Origin of the sequence: Desulfobulbus sp., from assembly GCF_031547805.1 — a bacterium.
Lineage (GTDB): Bacteria > Desulfobacterota > Desulfobulbia > Desulfobulbales > Desulfobulbaceae > Desulfobulbus.
The window spans coordinates 1-20,329 of the sequence record NZ_JAVBRQ010000030.1; the positions used below are offsets into that span (position 1 = coordinate 1).

General features: G+C 61.7%; 17 protein-coding genes, 1 tRNA gene and 2 riboswitches. Of the genes, 9 read left to right on the forward strand and 9 right to left on the reverse strand.

Annotated elements, in window-relative coordinates:
* Positions 1 to 150: 150 nt before the first annotated feature.
* From RMR13_RS10460 to RMR13_RS10475, 4 genes are all read right to left on the reverse strand, one after another.
* Positions 151 to 714: a hypothetical protein gene (locus tag RMR13_RS10460; protein WP_310600578.1), complete on the reverse strand. Its 564-nt coding sequence runs from the start codon at positions 712 to 714 to the stop codon at positions 151 to 153.
* Complete coding sequence (locus tag RMR13_RS10465) at positions 711 to 1,133, reverse strand: hypothetical protein (RefSeq protein WP_310600579.1); 423 nt, start codon at positions 1,131 to 1,133, stop codon at positions 711 to 713. The genes RMR13_RS10460 and RMR13_RS10465 overlap by 4 nt, the downstream gene beginning before the upstream one ends.
* Before the next feature lie 2 nt (positions 1,134 to 1,135).
* A complete protein-coding gene (locus RMR13_RS10470) occupies positions 1,136 to 1,855 on the reverse strand; it encodes a TIGR04255 family protein (RefSeq protein WP_310600580.1) in 720 nt (239 codons plus the stop codon).
* A gap of 307 nt (positions 1,856 to 2,162) precedes the next feature.
* A tRNA-Pro gene (locus RMR13_RS10475) sits at positions 2,163 to 2,240 on the reverse strand.
* Between the two features lie 328 nt (positions 2,241 to 2,568).
* On the opposite strand from RMR13_RS10475, the gene RMR13_RS10480 reads away from it, so the two are divergent.
* The 3 genes from RMR13_RS10480 (at position 2,569) to RMR13_RS10490 (ending at position 5,281) form a co-directional block, all read left to right on the forward strand.
* Positions 2,569 to 3,690, forward strand: coding sequence for an AI-2E family transporter (locus RMR13_RS10480; protein WP_310600581.1), 1,122 nt, complete (start codon positions 2,569 to 2,571; stop codon positions 3,688 to 3,690).
* Between the two features lie 158 nt (positions 3,691 to 3,848).
* Complete coding sequence (locus RMR13_RS10485) at positions 3,849 to 4,661, forward strand: undecaprenyl-diphosphate phosphatase (RefSeq protein WP_310600582.1); 813 nt, start codon at positions 3,849 to 3,851, stop codon at positions 4,659 to 4,661.
* Positions 4,658 to 5,281: a DedA family protein gene (locus tag RMR13_RS10490; RefSeq protein WP_310600583.1), complete on the forward strand. Its 624-nt coding sequence runs from the start codon at positions 4,658 to 4,660 to the stop codon at positions 5,279 to 5,281. Before RMR13_RS10485 ends, RMR13_RS10490 begins: the two co-directional genes overlap by 4 nt.
* A gap of 199 nt (positions 5,282 to 5,480) precedes the next feature.
* Here the strand turns inward: RMR13_RS10490 and RMR13_RS10495 are convergent, their stop codons facing one another.
* Entirely contained in the window at positions 5,481 to 5,621 is a 141-nt protein-coding gene (locus RMR13_RS10495) for a hypothetical protein (RefSeq protein WP_310600584.1), read from the reverse strand.
* A gap of 61 nt (positions 5,622 to 5,682) precedes the next feature.
* On the opposite strand from RMR13_RS10495, the gene RMR13_RS10500 reads away from it, so the two are divergent.
* The 3 genes from RMR13_RS10500 (at position 5,683) to RMR13_RS10510 (ending at position 11,044) form a co-directional block, all read left to right on the forward strand.
* Positions 5,683 to 7,158 carry a DegQ family serine endoprotease gene (locus RMR13_RS10500; protein ID WP_310600585.1) on the forward strand — a complete coding sequence of 492 codons (1,476 nt, stop codon included), beginning with the start codon at positions 5,683 to 5,685 and terminating at the stop codon, positions 7,156 to 7,158.
* 261 nt (positions 7,159 to 7,419) lie between these two features.
* A riboswitch (cobalamin riboswitch) is annotated at positions 7,420 to 7,604 on the forward strand.
* A gap of 240 nt (positions 7,605 to 7,844) precedes the next feature.
* Positions 7,845 to 8,029: riboswitch (cobalamin riboswitch) on the forward strand.
* 130 nt (positions 8,030 to 8,159) lie between these two features.
* Positions 8,160 to 10,199: a TonB-dependent receptor gene (locus RMR13_RS10505; protein ID WP_310600586.1), complete on the forward strand. Its 2,040-nt coding sequence runs from the start codon at positions 8,160 to 8,162 to the stop codon at positions 10,197 to 10,199.
* 53 nt (positions 10,200 to 10,252) lie between these two features.
* Positions 10,253 to 11,044: a TonB family protein gene (locus RMR13_RS10510; RefSeq protein ID WP_310600587.1), complete on the forward strand. Its 792-nt coding sequence runs from the start codon at positions 10,253 to 10,255 to the stop codon at positions 11,042 to 11,044.
* 12 nt (positions 11,045 to 11,056) lie between these two features.
* On the opposite strand, the gene RMR13_RS10515 is transcribed toward RMR13_RS10510, so the two are convergent.
* Genes RMR13_RS10515 through RMR13_RS10525 form a run of 3 tightly spaced genes read right to left on the reverse strand, consistent with a single transcriptional unit; the run spans position 11,057 to position 13,426 of the window.
* Positions 11,057 to 11,794: a UPF0280 family protein gene (locus RMR13_RS10515; RefSeq protein ID WP_310600588.1), complete on the reverse strand. Its 738-nt coding sequence runs from the start codon at positions 11,792 to 11,794 to the stop codon at positions 11,057 to 11,059.
* A 31-nt stretch (positions 11,795 to 11,825) separates the two neighbouring features.
* Complete coding sequence (locus RMR13_RS10520) at positions 11,826 to 12,236, reverse strand: 4Fe-4S dicluster domain-containing protein (protein ID WP_310600589.1); 411 nt, start codon at positions 12,234 to 12,236, stop codon at positions 11,826 to 11,828.
* Complete coding sequence (locus RMR13_RS10525; protein ID WP_310600590.1) at positions 12,233 to 13,426, reverse strand: homocysteine biosynthesis protein; 1,194 nt, start codon at positions 13,424 to 13,426, stop codon at positions 12,233 to 12,235. Before RMR13_RS10525 ends, RMR13_RS10520 begins: the two co-directional genes overlap by 4 nt.
* Before the next feature lie 216 nt (positions 13,427 to 13,642).
* On the opposite strand from RMR13_RS10525, the gene acnA reads away from it, so the two are divergent.
* The 3 genes from acnA (at position 13,643) to RMR13_RS10540 (ending at position 19,079) form a co-directional block, all read left to right on the forward strand.
* Positions 13,643 to 16,315, forward strand: coding sequence for an aconitate hydratase AcnA (acnA, locus tag RMR13_RS10530; RefSeq protein WP_310600591.1), 2,673 nt, complete (start codon positions 13,643 to 13,645; stop codon positions 16,313 to 16,315).
* A 77-nt stretch (positions 16,316 to 16,392) separates the two neighbouring features.
* Entirely contained in the window at positions 16,393 to 17,481 is a 1,089-nt protein-coding gene (locus RMR13_RS10535; RefSeq protein WP_310600592.1) for a polysaccharide deacetylase family protein, read from the forward strand.
* Between the two features lie 83 nt (positions 17,482 to 17,564).
* The gene (locus RMR13_RS10540; RefSeq protein ID WP_310600593.1) at positions 17,565 to 19,079 is read left to right on the forward strand and encodes a DUF4080 domain-containing protein; all 1,515 of its coding nucleotides are present in this window, start codon (positions 17,565 to 17,567) and stop codon (positions 19,077 to 19,079) included.
* A 182-nt stretch (positions 19,080 to 19,261) separates the two neighbouring features.
* Here RMR13_RS10540 and RMR13_RS10545 read toward each other — a convergent pair whose 3' ends face one another.
* Positions 19,262 to 20,317, reverse strand: coding sequence for a M48 family metallopeptidase (locus RMR13_RS10545; RefSeq protein WP_310600594.1), 1,056 nt, complete (start codon positions 20,315 to 20,317; stop codon positions 19,262 to 19,264).
* Positions 20,318 to 20,329: the final 12 nt, after the last annotated feature.

Genomic DNA, 20,329 nt, shown 5'->3' on the forward strand with positions numbered 1-20,329 from the left:
AATCATGGCGGCTCTCCATCGGGTCATAGGGTGGCAAGGCTCTTTAAAACGATGGAAACAATAGCATATTATCGATAAATCAACAAGTTAATGGTTTAATCCGCTGCAGATTACTGCATCTAATTTTCAAGATACCCATAACAAATACGATTAATCATGCCTGCCATCATCTCTGGCCAAATAGCGAACCAAACATGAATGGAGCAATAACCAAGATTTCATGGTCAATCGAGCAACTAATTCTGTAAATGTTGATAAACATTTTTTGTCAATTGAGCATATCAAAGTAAAATCAATGTAAAAACCTTGCGCCATGCCTCCACCCCAAGATGGGATGTAAAATTTTTTATAAGTGCTGTAAGACTGAAGCTTCGATATTATTTGTCCTGGTGTATCTGTCGTTAAAGGAATTATTGGAGTGATATGTGAATAATGGGGTGACGATATATCACGTTGGAGATCACAAGTATTTCCAAGAATCATCCAATAATCATATTCTTCCTCAAGGAGTTTAATATTTCCTAATTCGTCAACAAAAGGAAATTGCCCGGCAAACTTTAAAATATCACCTTGACATAAAATTGGTTCAAGATTTCTTTCAAAGAAAAAGAAATTGAAAATTTCCTTAGAAGAGACAAGCCCTTTTATCTCTTCTCCTAGTCCATCAAAGTCATAAATTGGCGGCCAACGGCCATCACATCCTAAATTGTTCATCCCTTGTGGATTCGATTGTTTATAAAAATTGTTTTTGTTCTTATTGGTTTTGATGCAAAATATTGCTCAACTTCTCTGTCGATTTCTTCGTTTACTGGTAAAAATGCTAATTTTTTAATAACATTTAATGAATCCTTAACGTCTAATTTTGAATCGATATATTTATTTGCATCAAAATAGGCGAAATTTTTAAGCGGTGACCATGTATGAGATGGAAATTTGTAAACTGGATTCTGAATATTACTCCCTTGGTTTTCGATGGCGCATCCATAATGTTTCATTCTTTCCAATGGCCTTTGGTCATTGATATTTGCCATCCCGCCATTATAAAACAGAGCACCGCACAAAAGATAAGTTACCGCTAGATTTTGATTAATATAATATGGTTTTTCTATATATGTTCCAGCATCATTTTTCATTATTAATACTCCGGATTCAATGTTTCAACGAATTCCTTCTTCAACAATTTGAAGAAAAAATCAAGCGCCTCGTCATGACACTTATCAATTAGATCATTCAACCCATCAAAATAAAAACGATCCTGAGGTTCAAAAAAAGTATCCGTATCTATAATAGAGCCAACCTTCTCCTTTCCAGACAAAACAACAGTTGCATTATTGACAACCTGAGCCCTGGTTGAGCATCCATCATTATTAAAAATAGCTGTAAAAACAGACTGCACAGAATCCAAAGGCTTGTTATTCAGAGTAATTGAAAGGTTGATATGGTCGTAAATATCGAATTCGAAAAAATCAATGTAACGAACTCCAACACGGGAGAATGAATCAACAACCCCTGATTTCTTTATATTTTCAAGCAAGTCTTTCAATTCAGGGAAATACTTCTCTTTCCATCCACTATAATTCCCAGTATTAGATAGTGAAATTACACGGGGGCCAATGTTCAATTTAAAAGGTGGTGCTTCAGCTTGATAATACGGATTGAACCACAAATTGGGATCATTTCTTCTTATATCTTCAGGGATAGCTGTAATGGGAAGATTCTTGAAATCAGAATATTTTGAATTCACTTGGGCAAAAATCATTCCTAAGATTGCATCAGGAGGAACTTTGCTTTCGTAGCGCAACTCCACAACGGCATCAATTATGGGATCAGGAGTGATTTTTGTTGGACGTTTCATGGGCAGAGTACCTTTTGACCGGGATGGCTTGAAGTCCTTTCGTGAAAGAAAAGGGGTGCATGCAAACCGCTTTTTACAAGCGAGTATATAGCATTCTTAATGATTTGTCAGCGTAATCAAGCCTTGACAACCTCCTCAAATTTTGACCCCTACCGGTACGACTACACCCTGAAAATATTTTTTTATAGCTTAGGGTTACTGTGTAGGCAGCCATATGACATGAAACCGGCATGAAACCGGCACAAGCTTGATAAAAATAAAGGGTTACCGGAAAACCGATAACCCTTTATTTTTTCTTTATAAAAAATGGTCGGGGCGGAGTGATTCGAACACTCGACCTCCTGCTCCCAAGGCAGGCGCGCTAACCAGGCTGCGCTACGCCCCGACAATGATGGCGGTTTGGTCGAAGGGTAACTTTACTACACCATTCATCTGGAGCCTGCAAGCATTTTTCCTGTGATATTCGGGGAAAAGCTCGCTAATCCCGCCGCATGCATCCCAAAAGACAAGCTAACAAAACCCGATTCCTGTCCGAACATCGGGGACCACCTCTTCCCAGCCGTCCCGCCGGTTTTTTCCCGTTCCGCCCCCCTCCTTCTTGCCGGCCATTATTCGGCTGGCGCAATCCAGAGGGATTGCGTACAGTAAGGATGGCATAAGCCTGCCGCCGGACCGGACCGGCCAGTCTCGGCGAGCAGTCTTTGGAGTACCCCATGGCCGTCCCGCCCACCCTGATTCAACGCATCACCTTCCTGCTCATCAGCTTCGTCGCCGCTCTGGTTCTCGGGCTGGTGCTCTGGCCATTCTGGACCCAGTTGGTGCTCGCCTTTCTCTTGGCCAGCGTGTTCCGACCGCCATACATATGGTTGTGGACTCGCCTGCATGCGCCTTGGGCCGCCGCCTGCCTCACCTGCCTGCTGATCACCCTGTGCGTTTTTCTGCCGTTGCTGTTCTGCATCGGCGCCCTGTCCGCCGAGATTCCCGGAGTCATCAGCCTGGTCAGGGAGAACGACGTGCTGCAACTGCTCCAACAAGGGCTGCACAGCAACCCGATGCACCGATTAAACCTCCTGCTTGCCGGGCTTGGCATCCACATCGATCTGGAGCGTCTTCCCGGCCTGATCACCGATCTGTCCACCACGGTCGGGGTCTTCGTCTACAATCAGGTCTCGGGCTGGGCCGCCAACATCGTGCGATTTGTGCTCCAATTCCTCCTGGTGATCGTCGGCGTCTTCTTTCTCTTAATCGAGTTCGAGCGGCTGACCAACTTTCTCATCCGGCTCTCGCCGCTGCCCGAGCCGCAAAACCGATTTCTCATCGATCGCTTTTCGGCCATCTCCGGCGCCATCCTGGTCGGCAACAGCTTAAGCGGCCTTATTCAGGGAGTGTGCGGCGGCCTCTATTTCGCCGCCCTGGGTCTGATCTCGCCGGTGCTCTGGGGCTCGGTGATGGCCGTCGTAGCCTTCATGCCGATCGTCGGCATCGGGCTGGTCCTGCTGCCGACCGCCCTGATCCTCGCCCTCAAGGGCAGCGGTTGGCTGGCCCTGGCAACGGTTGTGTTCTACCTGTCACTCACCTTTGCCGTCGATTACCTATTCAAGCCCAAATTCGTCGGCAACCAGGCGAAACTGCCGCCGCTCCTCGTCCTGCTGTCGATTCTTGGAGGAATCAACCTGTCCGGTGTCATGGGCATCATTTACGGCCCGCTGGCACTCACGGCATTCTTCACCTTGGTCGACATGTATCTTCTTGAATATCAGCCCTACTTTGACCACAGGGATGCCGACGGCCGTCACGATCCGGTGGAACGCGATGTGCCGGACCAAGGCTCCTGATCCCATACAATCCCCCAGAATTGCACGCATCTCCTTGACATGACCGGGGCGATCAAGTAGAGCAGGAAATTTGCCGGTTCCGCTGCCGGGATCGGTCATGGCGAGGGGTACGCCTTTTTCCGAATCCACCCCGTTTTTCTTCTGCTTGCGGAGTACCGATGGAATTTTTTGCATTGATTCAAAGCATTGTGCTTGGCCTGGTGGAGGGCCTCACGGAATTTTTGCCGATCTCCTCCACCGGCCACCTGATCATCGCCGGCGATCTGCTCAATTATACCGGCGAGCAGGCCAAGACCTTCGAAATCTGCATCCAGCTCGGCGCGATCCTGGCGGTCTGCTGGCTGTACCGGCAGCGGCTGATGCGGGTGGCGGTCGGCGTGACCCGCGAAGCCGGAGCCCGGCAATTCGTGATCAACCTGATCGTCGGGGTCCTGCCCTCGGCCGTTTTCGGGCTGTTGCTGCACAAGCTGATCAAAGAATACCTGTTCAACCCGGTGGTGGTGGCCCTGGCGCTGATTGTCGGCGGTTTGATCATCTTCCTGGTCGAACGGAAGCAGCGCAAACCCCGCATCACCACGGTCGAACAGATGAGCGCGGCCGATGCGCTCAAGATTGGCTTTGCCCAGATTTTTTCCATGATTCCGGGAACGTCCCGCTCGGGGGCGACCATCATCGGCGGCATGCTCTTCGGGCTCTCCCGTCAGGCGGCCACGGAGTTTTCCTTTTTTCTTGCCATCCCCACCATGTTTTTGGCCACCGGCTACGACGTCTACAAATCCTGGGGCACGCTGGCCCAACAGGATCTGGCATTTTTCGCCGTGGGCTTCGTCACCGCCTTTCTCAGCGCGCTGGTGGCCATCAAGGGGCTGATCCGCTATGTGGCGCACCATGACTTTACCATCTTCGCCTGGTACCGGGTGGTGTTCGGCGCCCTGGCCCTGGTCTACTTCCTCCATTGGTCCGCACCATGATTACTGAACTGATCACGGAAATCGCGGTGAAAATTCTTGAAACCACCGCCTACGCCGGCGCCTTTTTGCTCATGGCCCTGGAAAGTATGATCGCCCCGGTGCCCAGCGAGGCGGTGATGCCCTTTGTCGGCTTTCTGGTCACCGACGGCAAGTGGAATCTCTGGCTGGCCGTGCTGGCCACCAGCTCGGGGTCGATGGTGGGATCGCTGGCCTCCTACGCGATGGGCTATTACGGCGGCAAGCCGCTGGTGCTCAAGGTGGGCCGGTACTTGCTGCTCAACCGCCACGATCTGGAGCTGACCGAGCGCTATTTCAACCGGCGCCAGGGCTTGTACACCGTATTCGCGGCCCGCTTCATCCCGGTGATCCGCCACTTCATCTCCATCCCGGCCGGGATGGGCAAAATGCCGCTGATCCCGTTCGTGCTGGTCTCGACCGTCGGCGCCACCCTGTGGAACGGCTTTTTGCTCTATCTGGGCATGCGCCTGCGCGAACACTGGACCGTGGTGCAAAAGTATTCCCACCAGGTCGATATCGTCATCGTGGTGACAGCGGTGATCGGCATCGGCTGGTTCATCCGCAGCCGGCTTGCCGCCCGCAAGCATCGCCTCGACAACTGAACACCGCCACAGCGCCGATCCGGCGTGAATCGGCCGGATCGACGGCCGCCTTGCCGCCCGAGGCGCCGCCTCCTTCTCCGTTCGAGATCCCTCCACCCTGCCGGTGATACGCGCACCTCCCCCCTATCGGAAAAATTCCCGGGGGAACGCGCCGCTGAGAAGAGCAGCCGGTTGGAACGACCCCAGCGCGCGGTGCCGACTACTCGATCGACACCCGCATCTCCGCCTCCGCACCACCGCCCAGGAAGCGGCTCAATTCCATGGCCAGCCTCTTGACGAACCAACGGCCCGGTATAATGTTGTTGCCAGCATCGTCAAAATCGGCTGTTAGCCGCGCCAAACCGTTGTCCCCGTTCCGCGGGATGACCGCCTTCCTTTCCATGCTCAAATGGAGAACCATTATGGACCAATCCCACAAACGCACCGAATCCAAACGCACATCCGTCCTCGCCTCGTGCCTGCTTTGCCTTATGCTGCTGGCCGGAGGCCATCATGCCGCCTTTGCCCAAAGCGATGACGACCTGGCCCTGCTCGACCGTTCCGCCAAGGCTTTTTCCTCCGTGGTCAAGAAAGCCGGCCCGGCGGTGGTGTATGTCGGGGTGGAAAAAGAAACTTCCGCCAAAGGCATGCCCCAATTTCCCGACATGTTCAACGATCCCTTTTTTGAACGGTTCTTTGGCCCCCAGTTCCGCCATCCCCGGACCAATCCCAAGCAGGATAAGCGGACCTTCAAGCAGCAGGCCGCCGGTTCCGGCTTCATCATTTCAGGCGACGGCTATATCCTGACCAACAACCATGTGGTCGAGGAGGCCAGTAAAATCACCGTGCGCCTGGCCGATAAGCGCGAATTCCAGGCCAAGGTGGTGGGGACCGACCCCCAGTCCGACGTGGCGGTCATCAAGATCGACGCCAAGGACCTGCCGGTTCTGCCCCTCGGCAATTCGGACAAGCTGGAAGTGGGTGAGTGGGTCATCGCCATCGGCAGCCCCTTTGAACTGAGCCAGACCGTCACCGTCGGGGTGGTCAGCGCCAAGGGCCGCAACCGCATGGGCATCACCGATTACGAAAACTTCATCCAGACCGACGCCGCCATCAATCCCGGCAACTCAGGCGGCCCCTTGCTCAACATCCGCGGCGAGGCCGTGGGCATCAATACCGCCATTTTCTCGCGGAGTGGCGGCTACATGGGCATCGGCTTCGCCATTCCGATCAACATGGCCAAGTCGATCGAGCAGCAGCTGCGCAAGAGCGGCAAGGTCACCAGGGGCTGGCTGGGCGTCATGATCCAGGATGTCAACGAGGAGCTGGCCAAATCCTTCGGCGGCAAGGCCGGCGGTGCCTTGATCACCGAAGTGAGCGACGACTCCCCGGCCAAGAAGAGCGGTTTGCTGCAGGGCGACATCGTCATGTCCATCAACGGCGAACCGGTGGCGGATGTGGCCGACCTGCGCAACAAGATCGCCATGACCCCGCCGAACACCGACCTCAAGCTGCACATCTTGCGCGACGGCACTGAAAAGGACCTGGTGGTGGCCGTGGGTGAGCAGCCGGCGGACATGGGCGCACTCGCCAAGAAGATGACCGGCACCGCCCTGGGCGAATTCGGGCTGACCCTCCAGGATCTGACCAAGGAGGTCGCCGAACAATTCGGCTATGCCAAGGACCAGGGCGTGTTGATCGCCGATGTCGATGCCAACAGCCCGGCCGCCGAACTGGGCCTGCAATCGGGCATGCTGATCGAGGAGATCAATCGCACCCGGGTCCGCAACCTCAAGGAGTTGCAGCAATCCTTGAAAAAGGCCGGCAATGCCAAGCAGATCCTGTTGCGGGTCCGCTCCGGCGAGCAAAGCCAATATGTGGTGTTGCAGTTGAAGTAGGCCGCACGACCCGCAAACCGCAGGCTGAACGAGCCGGCATGGGCAACCATGTCGGCTTTTTTTATCCAGCCGCGCGAGAGGCGGCATGCGAGACAGCGCAATCGGACCGGGCAACACGAATACGTGCCGATATTTCGCATGATTCCGATGACACCCCCCGCTGGCGCAGCTCCCGGGTCGGCCGCCAACGGCTGAAGCGGCCAGCCGTTTTCCCTCCGGCCATCGCCGCCATTTTTCCCTTGACGAGAACCCTCACATGGGTTCTAGAAAGACCGTTTGGGTGTTCATTCGTGAACTGAAAAGGGAACTCCGTGCAAGTCGGAGACGGGCCCGCCGCTGTAACCGGGGACCAACGCTGCACCGTGTCACTGGCCGCCAGGCCGGGAAGACGCAGCAAGTAGGATGAACCGGGAGTCAGAAGACCTGCCTGAACGCGCGAAAGACGAGTGCGAGGACGGCACGCTTTCGACATTGTTGTCTGTGGATAAAAAAGGGCTATCCCGGATCGATCTCCATCGATCCGGGATTTTTTTTTGGGGGGAGAGGAAAGGGGGTGAAAGGCAGCGGCACTCCTTTTCCCTGCCGGCCAAGTACCGGCTGGACACGCTGCCCGCCGTACCGTCGACCGGCCCGACGGCGCGGCGCTTGGATGCAATCGGCCGGAACACCGGGCCATCCGTGCCCGGAGACGACAACGCCTATCAGGTGCTCGGCAACGAGCCAAACAGGGAACCCCGTGCAAGTCGGGGACGGGCCCGCCGCTGTAACCGGGGACCAACGCTGCACCGTGTCACTGGCCGCCAGGTCGGGAAGACGCAGCAAGTAGGACGATCCGGGAGTCAGAATACCTGCCTGATAAGCACGTGCATGCCACGCCTTCCCGCGGACCTCGGGACGACGGGCGGATCTCGCGGAGAAACAGGGAATCTCCAGATCGATTATGTTTCGGTCCGGGGAGTTGTATGCCTCGGACGCACAATTCCAATCACCTGGAGGTTGCAATGAGGAACGCGAAACTTTTTCTCCTGGCGCCATTGTCCCTGGCGGCGGCGCACGCGCCGCTGGCCTGGGCCGCCAACAACGAGCCGACCGTCATGGACGAGGTGGTGGTCACCGCGACCAAAACCGAGGAGACCCGCAGGGCGATCGTCAACAGCGTGGTGGTCAAGGACGCCTACGATATCGAGGAGGCGCCGGCGACCTCGCTGGGCGAACTGCTGGCCAACGAGCCGGGCATCGACTGGCGGACCCGCGGCAATTACGGCGGTGCCGCCGAGGAAATCCACCTGCGCGGCATGGGCGGCGACGGCACTCTGGTACTCATGGACGGAGTGGTGCTCAATTCTCCGTCGCTCGGTTCGGCGGACGTGAGCCAGATCCCCCTGAACAGCATCGAGCGGGTGGAGGTGGTCAAGGGACCGGGCTCCCTGCTGTACGGCTCCGGCGCCATGGGCGGCACGGTGAACGTCATCGGCAAGGAGCCCAAACGGGAGGGCTTTGCCGCCAAGGTCGAGGCCGGATACGGCACCGAACACACCTACCATCTCGCGGCGGAAAACGGCGGTTTCGTCCTCGGCGACTTCGGCTATTACCTGACCCTCAACCGCAAGGAAACCGACGGATTCCGCGACAACAGCGACCTGACCCACAACGATGCCACGGTCAAACTGCTACTCGACAAGGGCAAGCAATTCCAGGGCAGCCTGGACGCGGGCGTGGTTGACCGCGACTACGGCCTGCCCGGCCCGCAGCCGCCTGCCGGCACGGTCCCGTATCTGCCGTTCTACAACGACGATTCCGCGACCCTGCTCGATTGGAGCGAGGACACCAACAGCCACGCCGCCCTGACCTTCAAGGGCCAGGGCGCCGAGTGGCTCGACTGGCGGATCAAGGGCGATTGGAACAACCTGGACGCCACCACCCTCAGCCGCCTCAGCTACAGCGGCGGGGGCAGCAAGACCGATGTCACCAATACCGTCAAGGGGCTGGAAGGCAACCTCGATTTCCACGCCTTTTCCCGTCGGGTGGGCTTATTGGTGGGCAGCGAGTACCGCAATTACGACTACGACAACGAGATGTACGCCCTCGACACCGCCGGCCGGGAGATGGCCGGCAGCCTGCAGGCGGGGGAGCACCGGGTCTTCACCAACGGCACCTTTGCCGAGCTGAGCCTCAAGCCCGTGGAAATGCTGAAGCTGGTGGGTGGCTACCGCTACGAGACCCATTCATTGTTCGGGCACGAGGACGTCGCCCGCTACGGCCTGGTGCTGACCCCCTTGGCGGACACGGCCATCAAGTTCAACCGGGGCCAGCATTTCAAGGCCCCGACCATGAACGACCTGTTCTGGCCCGACGATCTGTCCACCAAGGGAAATCCCCATCTCAAGCCGGAAACCGGCTGGCACACCGACGTGACCGTGGAACAGGGCGGGCTGCTGGACGGGAAGCTGTTTACCTCGGTCTCCTGGTTTGAATGGGATATCGACGACAAGATCAGCTGGGCCGAGGATCCAAACCAACCCAGTCCCACCGGCTGGGGCAACTACTGGACGCCGTCCAATGTCGACACCTATCGGGCCGATGGCTGGGAGTTCAGCGCCAAGGTCGGCCCCTTCTACGGCCTGCTGGCCGATTTCGCCCTGACCTTGACCGATGCCGAGGAAGAGAGGAACCACGGGGCCACCAGGCCGGCCCTCTACGTCCCGGATACCCAGTTCAAGGCCCAGTTGAGCCATGCCAGCGACTTCGGGCTGACCTCCACCGTGACCGCCCGCTACACCAGTTCCCGGCCCGGCTACTACCAAAACGACGCCAGCCGGGATGCGGCCATCGAGCTCGATTCCTACTGGACCGTGGATGTCAAGCTCCAGCAGATCCTGGCCACCCATTGGACCGTGACCCTGCTGGCGTCCAACCTGCTGGATGAGGAGTACGACACCTATCTCGCCGGTTTCTCGGATCAGAGAACCGGCGCCTACACCCAACAACCCTATCCCGGGGCCGGCCGGAGCCTGTTCGTCTCCCTGGCTTACACCTGGTAAAACGGCGGCGCATCGGCCTGTCGACGAAGAACGCGCGGTAACGGAGGGCGGACATGGAGCATATTCTGGCGGAACGGGAAATCGCGATGATGGTGGCGGCCCGGGAGGAAGCGCGGCCGATGCCGGCTGGAGGGCGACGGCCGCCGGGCTGGCGGCTGTCCCTGGCCGGGGCGCTGGCGGTCCACGCCGGTCTGTTCGTGCTGCTCCAGGCCGCGCCGGGTCCCTCCCGGCCGCCGGCAGTGTTTTCGTCCGAGGTGGTGGAGGTGGCCCTGCTTGCCGAGGCTCCGAGCGCCGACCCGCCGGCCGCCGCTCCCCCGGCGACGGCCAAGGCTCCGATACAGCGGGAAACGGCACCGAGGCCGGCGCCGCCCGCCCATCGCCAACGGGCCGCAATGCCGCCGCCGGAGTTGGCGCGACCCGTCCAGCCGCCCCCACCCTCCGCTCCGGTCGAAACCGCCTCTGCCGCCCCTTCGGAGACCGTGGCGGCGACCAAAACGCCGGTCGCGGCTTTGGCCGGCAATGGCGGCGACGCGGCTGCGTCGTCGTCGGCATCCGGCCCCACGCCCGCCGAGGTGCCGGCCAAGCCGCGCTATCGCGACAATCCGCCGCCTCCCTATCCGGAGCCCGCCCGACGGCTTCGCCTGGAAGGCACGGTGGTGCTGGAGGCCCTGGTCAACGGCGTCGGCACGGTCAACGATTTGGCCGTGCACGCCTCCAGCGGCCATCGACTGCTGGACGACGCCGCTTTGCGGGCGGTCCGGAGCTGGCTGTTCGAACCGGGCAAGCGGGGCGGCATGCCGGTGGCCACCACGGTGCTGGTCCCGGTGCGGTTTGCCCTGCGCTAGGTGCAGCTCTGGCTATCCTTGGAAATCGGAGCGGAGATCGCGGGTGATCTTGCGGCGGGCTTCGGCGTCCTGGTTGCGGACCAACTCCGGCAAACGGCCCCAGAGACCGATTTTGCCGTCCTTGATCGCCAGGATGCCGTCGATGCCGGCAATGGCGCCGACCCGGTCGAGCACCGGGGTCAGGTCGCGCTCCTTGGTGATCAGGTTGCAGACCAGGGTGACGGCGGCATCGGCCAGCGCCGCGTCCCTGGCCACCACCGTGGCCAGGTCGCACCGGCCGAAACTGACGGAATGCCCCATCTTGGAGGAAGAGGAACACAGGGCCAGGGGCAGGTCCGCCGGATTAAGGCGCAGGGCCAGCTTGCCAGCGATGGCATTGTCGCCGGCGTACAGGCCGATGGTGACCTCGCGGTCGGAATGGACGAAGATGTCGCCGCCGTTTTCGACGATGGCCTCGCCGCACCCGGCGGCCGCGGCGGCCTCGACCCCCAGCTGCGCCAGGGTGCCGGCCACGGCGGCCATGGGGCCGAGCCCGGTCAGTTCGCTGGCAGCGGCCATGCGGAGGGCCGCCTCGGGCGGATCGTCCAGCAGGACGACCGGCACCAGGGAGGTGAGGAATTCGGGGTGGCGGCCGATATAGCGTTCCAGCTTGCGCCGTTCCTCGACCACGGTCCGAGTCACCAGGTCAAAGGCCTCGCAGGCCACCCGTAAATTGGTTTCCTTCCAGGCAAAAGAACGGTAGACGCGCATCGGCAAGGCGGCTGGGCGGCCCGGTTTTTCCTCAGAAGGTCGAGGAGCAGGCGCCGAAGGGACAGGCGGCGATGCAGGCCAGGCACTCGACGCAACTCTCCTCGTTGAAGCCCACGGTCCGGGTGGGCCGGTCGATGATCGACAGGGCCGCGGTCGGGCAGTGGACCACGCAGGCGCCGCAGTGGACGCACCGGCTCTCGTCCCAATGCACGCCCTTGTTGCCGGCGTGGATGACCACGTCGAAGGTGGTGAGGAAGGCAAAGGCCCGGTCGATGTTCTCCTGGGTGCCGGTCACCTCCAGGCTCAGATATCCTTCCTCTTCCGGCGTTACCTTGGCCCGGAAGATATTGACGATCAGATCGTAGTCCTTGACCAACTGGTAGACGATCGGCTTCTCGGTCTCGCTCTTGGGAAAATAGAGATAGATTTTCTTGGTGATCATCTGACCGGTCCCGTGATGTTCATGGATTGCATGCCCTGGTTGAGCGGCAGGCGCTGGCTGGGCTCGGCCAGCAGGAATGTGCCGTCCTGGATCTCGCTCTTGAGCAGGTTACAGATCTTGAGCGCCTTGTTGTAGGAGGAAAGCGAGGTCACCGGTATTTTCTTGCCCATCAGCTCGACCTCGCCTGCGCGCAACTCCTCGTAGGAAAACCGCCCCAGGACCTTGCCGGTCTTTTCCGGATAATCCGCCGAATAGTCGATGACGCAAGCGGAGATGTCGCGGTCGCGCACCGTGGTCCGCTTGAGGATCTGCGGGTTGAGGATGGGAATGGGGATGCCCACCCCCAGCGCCAGCGACACGCCGTAGCCCTTGAAGCTGGCGCCGCGAACGAACTCGGGCAGCATCTCCTTCATGTTGCCGGTCAGGGCGAGGGTGCCGGCGCCCTCCACCGGCACGTCGTTTTCGCCGCGCTCGACCAGCGAGCAGTGCTGGGTGCCCTCGGCATAGACATGGCCCCGCGCCCCGGCCAGCCACACGCTGGTGCCGACGCCGATGGTCTCGTACAGGGGATCGTTCAGCAGCGGTGCCAACTGGCCGGCCGAGCAATAGGTCATGTTGCGCATCTTGGCCCGGAGAATGCCCAGGTAGGTGTAGATGCGCTTATCCGAGACGTTGACCGCCACATTGTAGTTCTGGTAGCAGTTGCGCGGGTTGACCATGATCGCCTGGTTGAGGTCGTTGATGTCGAATAGGGTGCGGACCTCGCGGCGGGGATAGTCGTCGGTGCCGTAGGAAAGGCCGAAAAGCTGCAGCTTCTTGCCGGCCACCAATTCCTCGATCACGTGGCCGCCGCCGTAGCGGAATTCGCCGGGAGGATACATGTTGGCCGGATCGTTGTGGCGCAGCTGGGTCGCGCCGAGATAGACATCGACCGCGGCGATGCCGCAATAGGCGGCCACATCGTTGATCCAGGCCTCGGAGATGCGCATCTTGGGCTTGCTGTGGCCGAAGTTGAGGAAGCAGCCGGAGGAGCACATCGGGCCGAAGGTGGCGGTGGTGACCACGTCCACCTCCTTGGCCGCGGCCTCCAAGCCCCGTTTATCGACATAGTCGATCACCTCTTCGGCGGTCAGGACCACGGCCTTGCCGGAGGCTATTTTCTCGTTGATTTCCGCATAGGTCTTGGTCATGGGACATTCTCGCAAATAAGGGCTCTTTAGATTCGCCGGAAAGTGCCTACTATAGGATAAATGGAGCAGAACGGCAAGTTGCCGCAACAGGGTGACGACGAAAAAGCCCCAGCCCCGGTGCTTTGCGGCCCGGCCGGCCGCCTTCCTGCTTGTGCTGAGCCGGATGAATCGTGTAAGGAGAATTATTCCCCATTATTTCTTCAGGAGGCATGCGCTATGACCGCAACCAAGGATTTATCCCGCTTCATCCCCCGGACAACCCTCCAGGCCGGCAACACGACCTATACCGTCTTTTCGGTGCAGGCCCTGGAGCAACTGGGGTACGGCTCGATCGACCGGCTGCCGTATTCCCTGCGCATTCTCCTGGAGAACCTGATCCGCCATGCCGCCCGAGGGCTGGCCACCGAAACCGACATCGCCAACCTGGCCTCCTGGCAGCCCGGCGCGGTTCCGGACGCGGCCGTTCCCTTCATGCCCGCCCGGGTCATCCTCCAGGATTTCACCGGCGTGCCCGCCCTGGTCGACCTGGCGGCGATGCGTTCCGCCCTGGCCCGCCACGGCGGCGATCCGGCCACCATGAATCCCTTCATTCCGGTGGACCTGGTCATCGACCACAGCGTCCAAGTGGACCGCTGCGGCAGTTCCGAGGCGTTGGCGGTCAACGTCGGCCTGGAAATGACCCGCAACCGCGAGCGCTACACCATGCTCCACTGGGGGCAGCAAGCCTTCGACAATTTCCGGGTGGTGCCGCCCGGCACCGGCATCGTCCACCAGGTCAACCTGGAATACCTGGCCTCGGTGGTCACCACCGGCGCCCAGGACGGCGAGACCGCGATCTATCCGGACAGCGTGCTCGGCACCGATTCCCACACCACCATGATCAACGGCCTGGGTGTCATGGGCTGGGGCGTGGGCGGCATCGAAGCCGAGGCGGTGCTGCTCGGCCAGCCCTATTCCCTGCAGATTCCCGAGGTGGTGGGCGTGCGCCTTGCCGGCAACCTGCGGCCCGGCACCACCGCCACCGACCTGGTGCTGACCATCACCCGCTTCCTCCGGGCCAAAGGGGTGGTCGGCCGCTTCGTCGAGTTCTTCGGTCCCGGCCTGGCCCACCTGAGCCTGCCCGACCGGGCGACCATCGCCAACATGGCCCCGGAATACGGCGCCACCATGGGCTTTTTCCCGGTGGACAACGAAACCCTGCGGTATCTGCGCGCCAGCGGCCGCACGCCGGCGCAGGTCGAATTGGTGGAAAGCTACTGCCGGCAGCAGGGCTTCTTCTACACGCCGGACAGCGCCGAGCCTTCGTATTCGGTGGTGTACGACATCCCGCTCGATTCGGTGGTGCCCAGCCTGGCCGGTCCCAAACGGCCGCAGGATCTGCTGCCGCTGGCCGGGGTGGGAGAGGATTTTTCCCGCCAGTTCGCCCAGCAGGTGGCCGCCTCCTCGCCCGGGCCGGACGCGGCCGGCCTCACCAACGGCTCGGTGGTGATCGCCGCCATCACCAGCTGCACCAACACCTCCAACCCGGACGTGATGATCGGCGCCGGTCTCCTGGCCCGCAAGGCGCGGGCGCGGGGGCTGGCCAGCAAGCCCTGGGTCAAGACCAGCCTCGCCCCCGGCTCCCGAGTGGTCACCCGCTACCTGGAGCAGAGCGGACTGTTGACCGACCTCGAGGCCTTGGGCTTCCATGTGGTCGGCTACGGCTGCACCACCTGCATCGGTAACTCCGGGCCGCTGGACGAGGCGGTCGGCGCCGAGGTCCGGGACCGCAACCTGGTGGTGGCCGCGGTGCTGAGCGGCAACCGCAATGTCGACGCCCGCATCCATCCCCCGGTCCGGGCCAACGCCCCCGCCTCGCCGCCGCTGGTGGTGGCCTACGCCCTGGCCGGGACCGTGCTGGTCGACCTGGAGCGCGAACCGCTGGGAACCGATGCCCAGGGGCAGCCGGTCTACCTGCGGGAGATCTGGCCCACGGCCGAGGAAATCCGGGAGGCGGTGCGCCAGAGCCTCAAGCCCGACCTGTTCACGGTCAGCTACGGTTCGGTGTTTGCCGGCGACGCCGAGTGGAACGAGCTGCACGGCGGCAGTGGCCATCTCTATCAGTGGGACGCGGACTCCTCCTATATCCGCGAACCGCCCTTTTTCCAGGACCTGGCCCCGGAACCCCGGCCCATCGACAACGTGGTCGGCGCCCGGATCCTGGCCCTGTTCGGCGACTCGATCACCACCGACCACATCAGCCCGGCCGGCGCGATCGGGCCCCAGACCCCGGCCGGCCTCTACCTTCAGGATCTGGGCATCCAGCCGGCGGATTTCAACAGCTACGGTTCGCGGCGGGGCAACCATGAGGTGATGATGCGCGGCACCTTCGCCAACATCCGCATCCGCAACCGGATGGTGGACCGGGAGGGTGGCTGGACCAAACATTGGCCCGAGGGTGGGGAAATGCCGATCTACGAGGCCGCCATGCGCTACCGGCAGGAAGAGGTGCCGCTGGTGGTCTTTGCCGGCAAGGATTACGGCACCGGCTCCTCGCGCGACTGGGCCGCCAAGGGCACCCTGCTGCTCGGGGTCAGGGCGGTGGTCGCCGCTTCCTTCGAGCGCATCCATCGCTCCAATTTGGTGGGTATGGGGGTTTTGCCCCTCCAGTTCCCGGCAGGCATGGATGCCGCCAGCCTGGGACTGGACGGCAGCGAAATCGTCAGCCTCACCGGTATCGACGGCGATTTGGTGCCGGGCCAACAGGTGTCGCTACGCATCGACCGGGCCGACGGCCGCAGCGATACCGTCCAGGTCCGGCTGCGGCTCGACAATGCCATGGAAATCGACTATTACCGCCAGGGCGGCATTCTCCACAAGGTGCTCAGGCAGCGGCTGCAGGGGCGGTGAGCGCCCCGGCCGCCCGTCCCGTCTTTGTGCCGCGCCCGCAGCCGAATCGTTGATCGTTTGAGCCCCTTTGCCGCGCGATGGATACCTTGTCCTTGTTGCCCGCCTTCCTGTGCATGGTCGTGGTCGCCTTCCCGGCCGTTTTGGGGGCGGCCGAGCCGATTCCCGGCCGGTTGCCGCCCGAGCGGACGCCCCAGTTCGTCGGCATCGGCTTTGACGACAACTATTCGCCGGCAGGGGTGGACTGGGTGGTCGATACCCTGATGGAGCTGCGCAACCCGCCGGGCACGGGCAATGCCGCCACCTTTGACGGCGCCCCGGTGCGGGCCACCTTTTTCAACAACACCGACAACGGCCAGCCCGTCCGCCCCGGCAACGAGCTGGGCCGCAGTTACGTCCGGGCCGCGGCCAGCGGCCACGAAATCGGCGCGCACACCCGGCGCCACGACACCTCGGCGGCCACCTTGCTTGCCCGCTGGCGGGAGGAGATCGGCGGCTGCCGGCAAGACCTGGCCGCCCTCGGCCTGCCGCTGGAGTCGATCGCCGGCTTCCGCGCGCCCTTCCTGCTCACCAATCGCGCCGCCTTCGTCGTCCTGCGCGAGCTCCGTTTTGCTTACGACTGTTCCCTTGAGCACGGATTTGCGGATCGTTCCGACGGCACGGACCTGCGCTGGCCCTATCCGCTCGATCACGGCAGCCCGGACGATCCCCGAATCGGGCCGCAGCCCGGCCTGTGGGAGATGCCGGTCTACGCCCTGACCGTGCCGCCCCGGCTCCGTGCCGCCGTCCAGGCCCGGCTGCGGGATTTCGACGTCACCAGCGGCAAGATCACCGGCATGGACTGGAACATGGTGGTCGCACCCGAGCTGGGCGGGGCCGGCTTCACCGCCGAGGAATACCTCGAAACCCTGAAATACAGCCTGAACCAGCGCTTGCGCGGCAACCGGGCGCCGCTCCTGTTCGGCGCGCACTCGCAGTTTTACTCGAATCGGGCCGTGGAGGCCGGTATCTCCCCGCCCAACATTACCTTGCCGGAAATGCGCCGGGCGCTGACGCAGTTCATCGCCTATGCGCTGACCAAGCCCGATGTCCGGATCGTGCCGTACCGCAGCATCCTGGCCTGGAGCCGCCACCCGGTGCCGCTCGGTCCGCCGCCGGCCGCACGATGACCGTGGCGACGCGCCGGGCCTGACCCGCAGGCGCGCGGCCCGGCCCGAGTTTGCCAACCCATTTCGCAAGAAGTTCATCCCGTATGCCCGCCATCATCCTTGCCACCGTCAACGCCCGTTACATCCACGCCAACCTGGGGCTGCGCTGGCTGTTCGCCAACCTGGAAGAGCTGCAACCCCAGGCGGCCATCCAGGAATACTGCCTCACCGACCGGCCGGGCGACATCGCCGAGGCCATCCTGGCCGCAGAGCCGGCCATCGTCGGCATCGGCGTCTACATCTGGAACGCGGCCGAGGTGCGACGCCTGGTGGGCGTGCTCAAGCGGGTGGCGCCCGCGACCACCGTGGTGCTCGGCGGGCCGGAGGTCAGCCACCTGCCCTTGCGGGTGGATTTGCGCGAGGCCGACTATCTGATCCAGGGGGAAGGAGAGCACAGCTTCCGCGAGCTGTGCCGAGCCCTGCTGGCCGGCCGGCCGCCGGCGGAGCGGATCGTTCCCGCCGCTTCAGTCGAGACCGACACCCTCAAGCCCCCCTACCGGTTCTACACCGACCAGGACCTGGCCCACCGCCTGATCTATGTGGAGGCCTCCCGCGGCTGCCCCTTTGCCTGTGAATTCTGCCTGTCCTCCATCGACCGGCGGGTACGGCCCTTTGCGGCCGATGCTTTCTTGGCGGAGTTGGAGGCGCTTTGGACGCGGGGGGCGCGGACCTTCAAGTTCGTGGACCGCACCTTCAACGCCAACCCGGCCACCGCCGCCCGCATCCTCGATTTTTTCCTCGCCAAAGAGCCGCCTTTTCATGCCCATTTCGAGGCGATCCCCGACCATTTTCCGGACAGCCTCAAGGAGCGGCTCGCCCGTTTTCCCGCCGGCACCCTGCAGCTCGAGGTCGGCATCCAGACCCTGGATGCGCGGACCGCGGCCAACATCAACCGCCGGCTCGACATGGACCGCATCTGTGAAAACCTGGATTTTCTGGAGCAGCGGACCGGCGCCCATCTTCACCTCGACCTGATCGTCGGCCTGCCCGGCGAGTCCCTCGAACGGTTCGGCCAGCACCTCGACGCCCTGGTGGCGCTCACCTCCGGCGAGATCCAGATCGGCATCCTCAAGAAACTCTCCGGCACCGCCATCGACCGGCACGACCGGGAGCACGGTATGGTGTATGCCGCCGATCCGCCCTATGAAATTCTGCAAAACGATTTGATCGCCTTTGGCGAAATGCAGGAAATGAAGCGGCTGGCCCGGTTTTGGGACTTGGTCTACAACAGCGGCAACTGCAAGCGTACCGCCCCGCTGTTGTGGCCGGACGGCGGCGTGTTTCGGGGATTTCGCGCCTTCTGCGCCTGGCTCCATGCCCGGACCCGCGCCACCTGGCAGATCGGCCTTCCGCGCCTGGCCGAGCTGCTGTTCGAGTATCTCACCGCCGAACTGGGGCGGGACAAGGCCGAGGTGGCCGATGCCCTGGCCGCCGACATCCTGGGAATCAAGGGCCGGGTGCTGCCGCCCGCGGTGATGGCGCACGTCACCCGGCAGCCCGGCGAGCGCCGCGACCTGGGCGACTCCCTGACCCGGCGTCAGAGCCGGCACCGACTGTAAATGCGAAGAAGACCCGGTCAGCGGTCAGACGGAATGTGGTTTTTTCGATACCGATGACCACGCAAACTCAGCCGATTCATTCGATTTTGAATCTGGAATGATCGGGGATTCGGGGCCGGCGAAAACCTGAGCAGGGATCGGCGGCGAGGTGCGGGGACATCGGTCGAAAGCAACGGGCAAACTTACTGCTTTTCCACCTTGTTGATCCGCTCGGCCGTTGCCGGGTGGGTGGAGAGATAATCGCCCAGTCGCGGTTGGGAGTCGTCTTGTTCGCTCTTTGCGCCTTGTTCGTTCTGTTTGGCGCGATGGGCCTCCTCCAGGCGGGCCAGGATACGGCCGAAATGCGCCGGATCGAGTCGCGCCTCCCGCATCCGCGCCACCGCGAAGGCATCGGCCTCGCTCTCGAACCGCCGAGAATAGCCGGCTTCGACCAGAAATACCGGGGCGGCCGTCACCAGCGAGGCCACCGAGGAAACATCGCCGGTGACGGCGACGATCACCGCCGCCAGCGCCGACTGCTGCAAGATGCCGCGCATGGCGTGCCGCCATTGGACGTGGCCGGCCTCATGGTAGAAAACGCCCAACAATTCCTCGTCGTTGTGCGCCAGGCGCACCAGTTGGTCGGTGAAGACGATGGTGCCGGAAGGGAGGGCGAAGGCGTTGGCACCGATGCCCTTGTCCGCCTCGCGGAACTCGATGGCCAGCGGGATGCCGTCCACCGTGCCGACACCGGCGAGGAAGCGGCCGCGCAGGCGCTCCTGCTCGGCGGGCGGCAGGCGGCTGGGCGAGAAGATCGCCTTGTCGAGCGCATCCAGCGCCCCCTGGCCGATCCGGCGGTTGTTTTCGGCGGAAATGGAAAAGGCCACCACCCGGGCAAGCAGCGGAATGCCGTATTGGATCGAGCCCCAGGTGAACAGGATCGTCACCACCAGGCCAAGGGCGGCATAGCGCAGCCGCGACTCCAGGCGGTGCGTCAACCCGGAACCGGGCCGCAGCGAGGTCGCCAGGCGGTCGACGGCGTCGTTGTCGCCGGTTTCGAACACGCCGCCGTCCGGAAACCGCACAAACCGCTTGGTGTCGCCGACTCGGGAGGCGATGTCCAGGCCAAGGGCATCCTCCACCCAGGCCAGGCGGGTTCCCGCCGGGTCAAAAACGCCGACGCCCTTGCCGGTGCGGCACAGCACCGCCGGACAGGGGCGGGAGGAACGGCCGTCGAAATAATTTCCTGAAATATCCATGGGATCGCAGTC

Bases quoted from the DNA above. Each gene is read 5' to 3' on its own strand.
- RMR13_RS10460 (WP_310600578.1), bottom strand. From the start codon at position 714: ATGAACAATTTAGGATGTGATGGCCGTTGGCCGCCAATTTATGACTTT.
- RMR13_RS10465 (WP_310600579.1), bottom strand. From the start codon at position 1,133: ATGAAAAATGATGCTGGAACATATATAGAAAAACCATATTATATTAAT.
- RMR13_RS10470 (WP_310600580.1), bottom strand. From the start codon at position 1,855: ATGAAACGTCCAACAAAAATCACTCCTGATCCCATAATTGATGCCGTT.
- RMR13_RS10480 (WP_310600581.1), top strand. From the start codon at position 2,569: ATGGCCGTCCCGCCCACCCTGATTCAACGCATCACCTTCCTGCTCATC.
- RMR13_RS10485 (WP_310600582.1), top strand. From the start codon at position 3,849: ATGGAATTTTTTGCATTGATTCAAAGCATTGTGCTTGGCCTGGTGGAG.
- RMR13_RS10490 (WP_310600583.1), top strand. From the start codon at position 4,658: ATGATTACTGAACTGATCACGGAAATCGCGGTGAAAATTCTTGAAACC.
- RMR13_RS10500 (WP_310600585.1), top strand. From the start codon at position 5,683: ATGGACCAATCCCACAAACGCACCGAATCCAAACGCACATCCGTCCTC.
- RMR13_RS10505 (WP_310600586.1), top strand. From the start codon at position 8,160: ATGAGGAACGCGAAACTTTTTCTCCTGGCGCCATTGTCCCTGGCGGCG.
- RMR13_RS10510 (WP_310600587.1), top strand. From the start codon at position 10,253: ATGGAGCATATTCTGGCGGAACGGGAAATCGCGATGATGGTGGCGGCC.
- RMR13_RS10515 (WP_310600588.1), bottom strand. From the start codon at position 11,794: ATGCGCGTCTACCGTTCTTTTGCCTGGAAGGAAACCAATTTACGGGTG.
- RMR13_RS10520 (WP_310600589.1), bottom strand. From the start codon at position 12,236: ATGATCACCAAGAAAATCTATCTCTATTTTCCCAAGAGCGAGACCGAG.
- RMR13_RS10525 (WP_310600590.1), bottom strand. From the start codon at position 13,426: ATGACCAAGACCTATGCGGAAATCAACGAGAAAATAGCCTCCGGCAAG.
- acnA (WP_310600591.1), top strand. From the start codon at position 13,643: ATGACCGCAACCAAGGATTTATCCCGCTTCATCCCCCGGACAACCCTC.
- RMR13_RS10535 (WP_310600592.1), top strand. From the start codon at position 16,393: ATGGATACCTTGTCCTTGTTGCCCGCCTTCCTGTGCATGGTCGTGGTC.
- RMR13_RS10540 (WP_310600593.1), top strand. From the start codon at position 17,565: ATGCCCGCCATCATCCTTGCCACCGTCAACGCCCGTTACATCCACGCC.
- RMR13_RS10545 (WP_310600594.1), bottom strand. From the start codon at position 20,317: ATGGATATTTCAGGAAATTATTTCGACGGCCGTTCCTCCCGCCCCTGT.